This window comes from Clostridium vincentii, assembly GCF_002995745.1.
GTDB lineage: Bacteria > Bacillota > Clostridia > Clostridiales > Clostridiaceae > Clostridium > Clostridium vincentii.
This window is the reverse complement of sequence record NZ_PVXQ01000012.1, coordinates 71,311-83,160: the sequence shown is the minus strand read 5'-3', so window position 1 is coordinate 83,160 and position 11,850 is coordinate 71,311. Positions and strand designations below refer to the sequence as shown.

General features: G+C 29.0%; 12 protein-coding genes. All 12 read right to left on the bottom strand.

Annotated elements, in window-relative coordinates; all coding sequences use genetic code 11:
* Positions 1 to 177 precede the first annotated feature (177 nt).
* Positions 178 to 429, bottom strand: coding sequence for a hypothetical protein (locus tag CLVI_RS07435; RefSeq protein WP_106059489.1), 252 nt, complete (start codon positions 427 to 429; stop codon positions 178 to 180).
* Positions 430 to 431: 2 nt separating this feature from the next.
* The gene (locus tag CLVI_RS07430) at positions 432 to 611 is read right to left on the bottom strand and encodes a YjfB family protein (RefSeq protein ID WP_106059488.1); all 180 of its coding nucleotides are present in this window, start codon (positions 609 to 611) and stop codon (positions 432 to 434) included.
* A gap of 561 nt (positions 612 to 1,172) precedes the next feature.
* Positions 1,173 to 2,270, bottom strand: a complete 1,098-nt coding sequence (locus CLVI_RS07425; protein WP_106059487.1) for a LegC family aminotransferase — start codon at positions 2,268 to 2,270, stop codon at positions 1,173 to 1,175.
* A gap of 26 nt (positions 2,271 to 2,296) precedes the next feature.
* Positions 2,297 to 3,295, bottom strand: a complete 999-nt coding sequence (locus CLVI_RS07420) for a radical SAM/SPASM domain-containing protein (protein WP_170065616.1) — start codon at positions 3,293 to 3,295, stop codon at positions 2,297 to 2,299.
* A 33-nt stretch (positions 3,296 to 3,328) separates the two neighbouring features.
* On the bottom strand, positions 3,329 to 4,612 hold the full coding sequence (locus CLVI_RS07415; protein ID WP_106059485.1) for a protoporphyrinogen/coproporphyrinogen oxidase: 1,284 nt from the start codon (positions 4,610 to 4,612) through the stop codon (positions 3,329 to 3,331).
* A 25-nt stretch (positions 4,613 to 4,637) separates the two neighbouring features.
* Positions 4,638 to 5,966, bottom strand: coding sequence for a lipopolysaccharide biosynthesis protein RfbH (gene rfbH / locus CLVI_RS07410; protein WP_106059484.1), 1,329 nt, complete (start codon positions 5,964 to 5,966; stop codon positions 4,638 to 4,640).
* 1 nt (position 5,967) lies between these two features.
* Positions 5,968 to 7,059, bottom strand: a complete 1,092-nt coding sequence (gene rfbG, locus CLVI_RS07405) for a CDP-glucose 4,6-dehydratase (protein WP_106059483.1) — start codon at positions 7,057 to 7,059, stop codon at positions 5,968 to 5,970.
* 120 nt (positions 7,060 to 7,179) lie between these two features.
* A complete protein-coding gene (locus CLVI_RS07400) occupies positions 7,180 to 8,166 on the bottom strand; it encodes an NAD-dependent epimerase/dehydratase family protein (RefSeq protein ID WP_106059482.1) in 987 nt (328 codons plus the stop codon).
* 31 nt (positions 8,167 to 8,197) lie between these two features.
* Positions 8,198 to 8,734 (bottom strand): dTDP-4-dehydrorhamnose 3,5-epimerase family protein, encoded by a 537-nt coding sequence (locus CLVI_RS07395; protein WP_207655338.1) that lies wholly within the window; start codon positions 8,732 to 8,734, stop codon positions 8,198 to 8,200.
* Positions 8,725 to 9,498 (bottom strand): glucose-1-phosphate cytidylyltransferase, encoded by a 774-nt coding sequence (rfbF, locus tag CLVI_RS07390; protein ID WP_106059480.1) that lies wholly within the window; start codon positions 9,496 to 9,498, stop codon positions 8,725 to 8,727. The genes CLVI_RS07395 and rfbF overlap by 10 nt, the downstream gene beginning before the upstream one ends.
* 39 nt (positions 9,499 to 9,537) lie before the next feature.
* A complete protein-coding gene (locus CLVI_RS07385) occupies positions 9,538 to 10,773 on the bottom strand; it encodes a glycosyltransferase (RefSeq protein ID WP_170065615.1) in 1,236 nt (411 codons plus the stop codon).
* A 71-nt stretch (positions 10,774 to 10,844) separates the two neighbouring features.
* Positions 10,845 to 11,837: an NAD-dependent 4,6-dehydratase LegB gene (locus CLVI_RS07380; RefSeq protein ID WP_106059478.1), complete on the bottom strand. Its 993-nt coding sequence runs from the start codon at positions 11,835 to 11,837 to the stop codon at positions 10,845 to 10,847.
* Between the last annotated feature and the right edge of the window lie 13 nt (positions 11,838 to 11,850).

Genomic DNA, 11,850 nt, shown 5'->3' with positions numbered 1-11,850 from the left:
AAATGATCCAGATTTATTTAAATCACTATTTCCATGGAGTAATCTTCCTGCTGAATGCTATTTAAATAAAAAGGATTGAAAATAAGCGGTTAATGACTGTCAACGTGACGAGTTATTAACCGCTTACGCTCTAAACGTTAAAAAAGCACCAATAGCTATTAATCTAGCCACTGATGCTCATTCTAATATATTTCTATTTTCTATTTTTCTACTTTCATCATCTAGTGCCTTAACTTGTGCCCCTAGATTATTCAACTTTGCATTTAATACCTCTAGCTCTCCTAAAGTAAGGTTACCTAACTTAGATTTTTCTGCTATTTCTTTCATTTGAAGTAGCTTTTCATCCATGATGTCTAGCATATTTTGTCTATATTTAACCCATTGTAGCTCCTGTTCCCATTGTATCTTTAGTTCTTCTCGTTCATCCATACTTATGCCCTTCTATCGAAATGTTGACCTACATTAGAGTCCACTGCACTAGTCTTAATTATATCCGTCATAGTAGCAGCATTTTCCTTACCCGTATACATTGCCAACTTCATTACATCTATACCAACTGATTGTCGCACATTTGCCTGACTCATTGCCATTGATAATGCTCCTATATCCATTATATTACCTCCTGTTTTAACCACTTCGTGTTTAGTTGAAAATTGAGAGTTGAGAGTTGATTATAACCAATTAGACATTTATAAAACTCATTATTTAATTATCGGTTTATTTTGCCATAACTTAATATAAATTATTATCTGATTTTATTCTTTACTAAACATGGACAAAGCACCAACAGCTGTTGATCTAGCTACTGATGCTCATTCCTTTTGCACAACATTTGCCTAGTATTGATAGCAATCTTGTACCCTTCACTGTTTATTTGTACATTACTATACTTATATAGTAATTGCGGACTCTACATATGTTTTTATAATCCTCTATTTTTGTTATTAAAATAAGATAATAATCTATCACTACAAATCAATTTTCCTTTACATATACATATTATAGCTTTCTACCAATAATAATCATAAATTTTGTCTGTGTCCCAATATTTAATTAATTTTGTACTATCCGAAGAACCTGTATCAACTATAACTATTTCTTCTATGAAAGGTGCAGCATTAGCAACACATTTTTAAAATTGTTTTCTTCATTTTTAACTATCATACACAATGTCAACATTCTTTAATCACCTTGCATATTTTTTTAATATTTTCTTTATTAAGTTCAACGGAACTAGGTAAATTTATTCCTTTCACCCCTATAGAATTTGTTACGCTCATATCTCCATGCTTGCAATCTATGTATGGAGGCATATTATGAATAGGCATGAAAAAAGGTCTTGATTGAATTCCATTTTCTTTAAGCTTATTTATTAATTCATCTCTAGTTAAAGGAAAATCCTCTTCAACTAAAATTGAATATAGCCAATTAACATTTATAGTATCATCCTTTTGTGTAGGAATATTTATTCCTTTAACGCTTTTCAGCAAATTATTATACTCAGTTGAATGTTCTAGTTTAACCTTTACATATTCTTCAACCTTTTCAAGCTGGGCACAGCCCATGGCAGCAAGAACATTTGGCATTCTAAAATTATAGCCTATTTCTTCATGATAAAAAGCACCGTTTTCTAGAACGGTTTTCGTTTGAGTTGAAAGATACTTAGCTCTTTTTGCTAAGTCTTTATCATTTGTTACTAACATTCCACCTGCTCCTGTGGTTATCAGCTTATTTCCATTAAAAGAAAAACATCCGATATCTCCGATGGCACCTGATTTTTTACCCTTATAAATAGCACCTAAACTCTCTGTTGCATCTTCAATTACAAATAATTTATATTTTCTTGCAATATCCATTATCTTATCCATATTTACTGGATTGCCATATATATGTACAGGTAGTATAGCTTTAGTTTTTGATGTTATTAATTCTTCAATTTTATCTTCATCCATAACCCAAGTATCTCTACATACATCAACAAAAACTGGGTTTGCTCCTACATATTTTATAGTGTTCACTGGTGATATAAAAGTAAAGGATGAAACTATAACTTCATCCCCCTCTCCAACACCTACTGTTCTTAATGCAAGTTCAAGGGCTGCTGTTCCATTCATAGTAACAATTGCAGCCTTAGACTCTAAATATCTTGCAAAATCATTTTCAAACTTATCTACATAAGAACCAACAGAAGATACCCAGTTGGTATCTAAACAATCTTTAATATATTTCCATTCATTCCCTGACATTTGAGGTATACATAAAGGAATCATTTTAAGTCACCACCTATTAATTCTTCTTATATTAAAAGTCTATTTTTTATATCTTTTTCTTTACTAAACTTATCCTTATCATAAAAAGTAGAATGTTCCTGTATTAACGGTTCTACACTTTCATTTTTATTATATATGCAATTGTAACATAAAGTCTTTTCTATACAATTCTCTAAATGTTTTTTTCTAAGTTCAATAAATATCTCACTATTCCAAGCTTCTTTTATTGAAATCTTATTTAAGTCTGCTACAGTCAAATAATTTTGAAAATCAATGCAACAGGTTGTTAAATATCCTTCATAGGTTACGTGTAATGAATTAAAAGGTAATGAACATGGCATCTTTTTTATTAAATACTCATCACCCTCTAATGCTAAATTTTCATTTATTTCATACATCATTCCACCTTGATTTGCAACGTTTAAAAATACTATGTCATCACTTATATCTTTAAGCTTCTCTTCCAATAATTTTTTTTCACTTTCACTATATCTTGTTACTATCGATGATACAAATATTTTAAAATTCTTATTATTATTCTTTCTGTAATCAGATATATATTTCAAATTATTTATAACAATATCAAACTCATCTTTGCCATGTATACTTTTATAAGTCTCTTTAGTTCCTGCATTAATTGAAAACTTAATGCTGTCAACACCAGCTTCTATAACTTCTCTAGAGCGTTCTGGTGTCGCTAAAGCACCATTTGTTGTTATATAAACATATTTGTAGCCCATTTCTTTAGCCTTAGAAACATATAAGGCTAAGTTGTTAGACACAAAGGGTTCTCCTGTAGCATAAAATCCTACTTCTGTGGTTCCTTCATTAAAGGCTTCCTTTAATATACTAAATAAAAATTCTTCGTTAATTTCACCTTTTTTCCTTGTCATTTTTGAATTAGCACAAAATATGCAATTATGATTACATATATTGGTTAATTCTATGAGCATGTTTTTAGGGAAAGGTGGTATGAGCTTTTTATCAATTACAGTATATTGAGCTATTCTTTCTTTGAGATTCATACTTATACCTCCTATAGTTATCATATATATTTTTTATATATTAAAATTAATGATTTCATTTGCAGCTCTCATACCACTCATAAAACTTTGATCACTCCAAAAATAATCCCATTCTCCAAATCTCCCCGTGGAAATTATACCTACTTCTTTTAAGTAATTACTAACTATTTCTCTATTTCTATATATATCATTTTCAAATACAACATTAGCATATTGTTCTCTCTTAGTATGAATAAATATAATATCATTTATATTTGCTAATTTCATTTTCACTATATAATTTACTATATTTTCTTTAAGCAAATCATCACTAATATCCAACGGATTATATTTAGAGTAATAAACTTCAAATTGAATTGAACTACACCCCTTAGGAACATTATTTATTGACTTTAAATGAGGGAAATATGCTCTTGCTGCCAAAATATCCTCATCATATATATATATCCATGTGCTTTTAGCATCTATAATTTTATTAAAACCTACTGAAATTAAAGCTACTGAAGTTGATAAAAGTTCTTTAGCAGCATTTCTAACATTTAATGGAACATCTTTCATGATTTTAATGATTTCAGGTAAAGGTATGCTACTAACTAATGAATTATAGTAACTTTGGGATGAATCGCTAAATTCAACACTTTTTTTCTTTGTATCAATAAAAACTGCTTCCTTATTAAATTCTATTTTTAAATTTGGTATCATAGGTTTTAAAAATTCTTTGAAACCACCTTTTTTTGGATATCTCATTTCTTTTGCATAATATACATTGTTGGTTATTTCTTCAAAAGAACCGTGTAGTACCTCTTTTAAAGTAGGTTTATACATTCTTTTATCAATCCAATTCGTACCTAATTTTTTAGCCTCAATTGTCCAATATTTTTTAGTGTAAATTATCGGAAATTTTTCAGCAATATAACTCCCATAATTGCTAATAAGCCATTCCTCGTAGTTATCAAAGCTATTTTTTTGTTTTGGTTTATTTACAAAATCTATTATAGCTCTTATCTTATCGTCATTTGGTAAATTGTACAAATTATTTTGTACTGGATGTTTTAACCAGTGTCCATAATAGTAATTATATGGTTCAGGATTTTGAACGAAATGTTTTGTCTGATCAAAAAGTTTCTTACACTTATCTATGTTAGTAAAACTCATATGAATAGCAGTGTCAAACAAAAAACCATTTACTAAAAAACTATTACAAAGGCCTCCATATGTTTTACACTTTTCGTAAATTATCGATTTGTTTTTACCTAAATGATATCCCGTTGATATTCCAGCAATACCACTTCCTAATATTACAACTCCATTATCCATTTTTTCTCCTATAATTCGAAATAATCTATATACTAAAATAGTTTTTAAATTGATTAATAATATATTTAATTTGTTCCTCGTCTATCCCTGGCCAAACGCCAATCCAAAATGTATTTTTCATTACTATATCAGTACTATCTAATTTCCCACTAACTCTATAATTAACGTTATTCTCTACGAACATGGGTTGCTTGATGATATTTCCTGCAAATAGTAACCTTGTTCCAATTTTTCTTTCTTCTAAAAACTTAACAAGACTATTTCTATTATATTTAGTATTTTCTTTTAGTGTTATAATAAATCCAAACCAACTTGGTTCACTCTTTTCTGTTGATTCAGGAAGGATCAAATACTCCTGAAACTGTTTTAATCCGTTATAAATTTTTTTATAATTTTCTATTCTTTTTTCTATGAAAAAAGGTAATTTCTTAAGTTGTGACACACCTAATGCTGCTTGCATATCTGTTACTTTAAGATTATATCCAAAATTTGAATATACATATTTATGATCATATCCTATTGGCAATTCTCCATGTTGTTGCGTAAACCTATTTCCGCAAAGATTATCACTTCCAGGAGGACAACAACAATCCCTTCCCCAATCTCTTATAGATTGTATAATATTATGCAATTTAGAATCACTAGTAACTACAGCTCCACCTTCACCCATAGTTATATGATGTGCAGGATAGAAACTAAAAGTAGATATATCTCCAAAAGTTCCTGTATACTTACCATCATACTTTGAACCTAATGCATCGCAATTATCTTCTATAACCCATAAATCATGTTTTTTAGATAATTCTATTATTTTAGATAAATTGAATGGATTTCCTAAAGTATGTGCTAAAATTATTGCTCTTGTTTTACATGTAATTGCTTCTTCTAATTTATTTGAATTTATATTATATGTTCCTATCTCTACATCTACAAATACAGGTATTAACCCATTTTGAATTACAGGTGCCACTGTAGTTGGAAACCCAGCAGCAACTGTTATAACTTCATCTCCAGCTTTTAATCTTCTTTCACCTAATTTATGTGAAGTGAGGGCACTAACTGCCACAAGATTAGCTGAAGAACCTGAATTTACAAGCGAACAATATTTTACTCCCAAAAACTCAGAAAATTCTTTTTCAAATTGATTTCCGTATCTACCTGATGTAAGCCACATATCTAAAGAAGAATCAACTAAATTAGATAAATCATCTTCATCTACTACCTTACCTGATGCTGGTATATATGTTTGTCCAGCTATAAATTTTTTTCCTGAACTTTTTTCTTTATAGAAATTTTTAACTTTCTTAAGTATTTCTAATCTTGCAGACATTTCATCGAATTTTATATTGCTCATCTTATTCACTCCATATCAAATTCTGTATTCTTGCTTCTATTTCATATTCTTGTATTTGTTTTAAAGTGTACGCGTACATATTTTCACTTTTATTATCATAATATGATTTATACCACTGTATAGTTTTATCAACTGCCTTATTTACTTCATAAACAGGGTACCATTTTAAGTACGCCTTTACCTTACTTATATCAAGTTTTAATAAATTAGCTTCATGAGGTTGTTCATTTTTATCAATTATTATATTTCCTTTCCCCCAACTTTTAATAGCTAAATTTAAAATTTCATCTACATTCAAACTATCTGTATCTCTTGGACCAAAGTTCCAACTACTACTATATTTTTCTTTATCTTTAAGCATTAATGCTCCAAGCCATAGATAACCTGATAATGGTTCTAATACATGTTGCCATGGTCTTTTAGCTAATGGATTCCTTATTACTATTGACTTTTTTTCCGAAACCGACCTTGCAAAATCTGGAATAACTCTATCCTCTGCCCAGTCTCCACCACCAATTACATTTCCTGCTCTAACTGATGCTAATGCAATACCTTTTTCTTTATAAAAGCTATTTATATAAGATGCTGTAACTAGTTCTACACACCCCTTACTAGAACTATAGGGGTCATATCCACCCATAGGATCAGTTTCCCTATACCCATATACCCACTCTTTATTTTCATAGCATTTATCTGTAGTTATTATAATCACAGCCTTAACACTGTCAACATTTCTTGCTGCTTCTAATACATTTACAGTTCCCATTACATTAGTTTCATATGTCATTCGGGGTTCATTATAAGATAACCTTACTAGTGGCTGTGCTGCAAGATGAAATACTATTTCTGGTTTGTATTTTTGAAAAACATCCTTTAATTTCTTTTCATCTCTTACATCACCAACTATACTTGTAATCTTATCATCTAATTTACATATTTTAAAAAGTGATGGTTCTGTAGGTGCTTCTAACGAATATCCTATAACCTCTGCACCAAGACTTTTAAGCCAAATAGAAATCCAAGCACCTTTAAATCCAGTATGTCCCGTTATAAGGACTTTTTTCCCTCTATACTCATCTTTAAATATATTCATAGTAAATCCTCCAAATTTGCTTTATACCATTCATATGTTCTTATTAGACTATAATTTAAATATAATCTTGTCTTTTAAATTAACATATTTCATTATTTTAGAGTACTCAATTTCATAATTTTAATCTATTTCAATCATTTCATCATTAATTGAATAATCACTATTCTTCAAATATGATATAGTTCTTTTAATTTCTGAATTAACCCCTTTTTGAGGAGTGTACCCTAAACCTTGAAGCTTAGAAATATCGTATGTGAATTTTGAAGATACCTCATCCTTATTAATATTCTTATCAAATTCATATATAATATCTATTTTTTTACCACCGTTATCATATTCATATATATCTTTAGTAATACATGCTAATTCATATATGCTATAATAATTATCACTCCCCACATTGAAAATTTCGCAACCATTTATTTTATTGCTTATTACTGTTATTAGCGAATTATATAAATCTAATACAGACATAAAATTCCTTGTTTGATTTCCTTTAGATTTTAATATTATTTTTTGACTATCTACTATTTGTTTACAAAAATTATTTGGTACTATCGTCCACCTATTTATTTTTTTGAATAATGGAGCTGTAAGAAAATTCGAAGGTCTTAACACTATACAATTTATTCCATAATAATTAGAATATTGTTTGCAATACAGTTCTGAAAAGTAATGTGTGCTTCCATAATCATTTAATGGATTTATCATAGAACTTTCAGATATTATGTTTTCATTATTACTTGGACCATAAACATGAAATGTTGATATATAAATGAAGTTTTCAATCTTATTTTTCCTACAAACTTCCAACATATTTCTTGTTCCAAAGACATTAGTATTAATAGCATAACTTGGATTTTCTTTACATATATTTTCATTTGCTGCAGCCATATGTATTACATAATCATATTTTTCTGTTATAGAATCAGTAATTTTTGCATCACATATATCTCCATATATAACTTTATATTTTTTTGACCACTTTACCATATAATCAGGTATTTTCCTACACAGTATTGTAACCTCAATATTATTTTCTGCATTCAATAATTCTGTACAATAACTACCTAGATATCCACATGCGCCAGTAACAAGAATTTTCATATAAATCTTCCTTCCATATATTTTTAAAAATCTACCATAATGGATTAAATTTATCTGCTGTATTAAATGATTTATCTCTATCAGACATAATAGGATTAAGTATATCCCACCTCATTCCAAAACTATCCCATCTAACACCACTATCACCCTCTAAATTATAAACAGTAGATACTTGATAAACTACTATTGTATCATCCATTAATGACTTAAACCCATGTGCTAATCCTTTTGGAATATATACTGAATAACCGTTGCTATCAGATAGCTCTATAGAAATAAATTTTTTATATGTTCTAGAACTTTGTCTTAAATCTAGTATTACATCAGTAATCTTACCCTTTGGCACATATACCAATTTATTATGATCACATGGGGGTTTTTGGAAGTGCATTCCTCTAATAACATCTTTCTTTGAAACTGTATAGTAAGATTCTTTAAAGTCTGTACAGATACTAAATTTATTAAACAAATCCTCATTATATATCTTAGTAAATGTTCCCCTTAAATCATTAAAAACATGATTTTTTATAATATATACGCCTTCCAATTCCGTTTCTACTATCTCCACACTGCCCATTGAGCTTCACCACTTTCCCACATTTTTTCCAATACTTTCTTATCTCTTAATGTATCCATAGGTTTCCAAAATCCTTTATGTTTATACGCACTTAACTTATTATCTCTTGCAAGACCTTCAAGAGGCTCTCTTTCAAAGATAGTACTATCATCTTTTATACAATCAAAAACTTCAGGTTCCAATACAAAAAAGCCTCCATTTATCCAAGCACCATCACCATTTGGTTTTTCCATAAATGTATTAACATAACTATTACTATCAATATCTAATGCTCCAAATCTCCCTGATGGCTGGACTGCTGTTATCGTAGCTACATTAGAATTATTTTTATGGAACTTTATGAGTTCGTTTATGTTAACATCTGCTACCCCATCTCCATATGTAAGCATAAAGGTTTCATTTTCAATATATTCTCTAACTCTTTTTAATCTTCCACCAGTCATAGTGTTAATTCCTGTATCGATAAGAGTAATTTTCCAAGGTTCTGCTTTACAATTATAATATTTTATATCTCCAGAATGTAAATCCACGGTTAAGTCGCTCATATGCATATAATAGTTAGCAAAATACTCTTTTATAAGATATCCTTTGTGACCACAACAAATTATAAATTCATTATAACCATAACTAGAGTATAGCTTCATTATATGCCAAAGTATGGGCTTTCCACCTATTTCGATCATTGGTTTTGGTCTTAATTCAGTCTCTTCACTTATCCTAGTTCCGAAGCCTCCTGCTAATATCACTACTTTCATATTAACCTAACCTCCTTAAATTAAAAAATCACTATTTCCTTAATTTCCATCAACTATATAATCAAATATTGTTTCAAATAATTCTAAATCTGTTTTCAAAATTTCTTTACTCTCTTTAAATGATTTCTTAGTTAAATCATTTATATTTTTAAACCTATATATAACTAAAAAGCTTTCACATACACTGTTTTTTAAATTTACTAAGTCAATTTTATTAATTCTACTATCAATTTTATAGTCTTCATAAAATTCAAATAAATGTTTAAACCTTAAAATTTGCTTATCTATCTGACTGCTATCCTTTTCTGCTCCTCCATACCTTTCGAATAAATATCTTCCTTCGATATATCCATCAAATCCTTGTTCCGCAATTTTCATCGATAGTCTTGCTTCTGAAGTCCAATAATTCTTTTCATAATAATTTGTGCCACTTAAAGCTTTTCTTCTAAATGCAGTTTGCGTAGGTGGTGGCATACATCTTAAACTTGCAATTTTCGAATAATACTTTTTACTATTAAAATATGATTGATTATCAAAACAAATTTTTTTCATATTTTCATCAATAAAATGAATTATCCCTACATTTTCATTAATATTGAAAATTTTAACAGCACTCTCAATATAAGTATCTTTAAAAGAATCATCACCATGTAAAGTCACTACATATTCACCTATCGCCAAGTTAAGAACTTTATTAGAATTTAACATCCAGCCTATATTTTCTTCATTCTTAATCAACCTAATTCTTTTGTCTTTTATGCCCTCTAATAATTTTAAAGTTTTATCTTCAGAATTGTTGTCACAAATAATTATTTCAAAGTTCTGATATGTTTGATTTAATATGCTATTTACTGATTTAATAATATCTTTTTCATCATTATAAACAGGCATACAGACACTAACTAATGGTTCATTATTATGTTCATTTACTAATTTATCTACATTTTTTTTAATATCTTTCTTTAATTGTTCATTTTCACAACAATCTATACAAGCATTATACTTATCAATGGCTTCCTTAAATCTACCTGTCACCTCATATATGTATCCTAAATTATACAGCAAATCAAATGTTTGTCCCACTTTTCTTAATGTTACATTTAAGAGTTCTTCTGCCTCAGAATATTTTTTTTCATTTACCAATACAACTGTTTGCATTGAATATAGTCCAAGTTGAAAGTTTCTGATTAAAGAATGTACTTCCTTAAATTCTTTATTTTCCATTAACTTTAATACTTTACTTTCTATTTCATTAAATATTTCATTTGGGGTCATTTTGTTCACTCCTCGTATTTCCAAAATAACTTTCAGTATCATTGTAGTAACTAAGTATCTATATTTATTTTCTAAACATTATAGACATCTGTTTTAAAGTACTTCATATTTTTTTCTATCCAAGCTATAGTAGCATTTAAACCCTCATCTAAACTATACTGTGGTTCCCAAGTTGTTAATTGTTTTATTTTATTATTATCCGCCCATAACCTGTTAACTTCACTTTTTTCCGGTCTTAATCTATCATTATCACATACTATCCTTACATTTCTCTTAGACAATTTAATTATTTTATTAACTAAATCACCTATGCTAATTTCATGATTTGACCCTGCATTAATAACCTCACCAATAGTTTTATCACTTTCTGCAATCTTTATAAACGCTTCTACCGTATCTTTTACATAATTAAAATCTCTAGTTGGTGTTAGACTTCCAAGTTTAAGTTCAGTTTTACCTGCTAAAATCTGTGATATAACAGTTGGAATTACTGCTCTTGCTGATTGCCTTGGTCCATATGTATTAAAAGGTCTTATAGTTGCTATAGGCGTATTAAAACTTCTATAATAACTTTCAGCTATTTTATCAGCACCTATTTTGGATGCAGAATATGGTGATTGACCTTGCATAGGATGATTTTCATCAATTGGTACATACAAAGCCGTACCGTAAGTTTCTGAAGTTGATGTATGTACTATTTTTTGAACATCGTATTCCCTACAAGCTTCAAGTACATTCGCAGTTCCTTCAATATTTGTACGTATATAAGACATAGGAGATTGATATGAATATGGAATAGCTATAAGTGCCGCAAGATGAAATACTACCTCTTGACCCTTAATCATTCTTTTCATACCATCATATTCTCTTACATCTCCAGTAACTACATTAATATTATTCTTGATATTTTCATCTAAAGTATCTATCCAACCCCAACTATTAAAAGAATTATATTGAACAAGAGCTGTTACATCAGCTCCAAGTTCTAGAAGTCTTTCCGTTAGATGACTTCCTATAAAACCTTCTGAGCCAGTAATTAAAACTTTTTTACCTTTTAAATTCATGCTCATTCCCTCT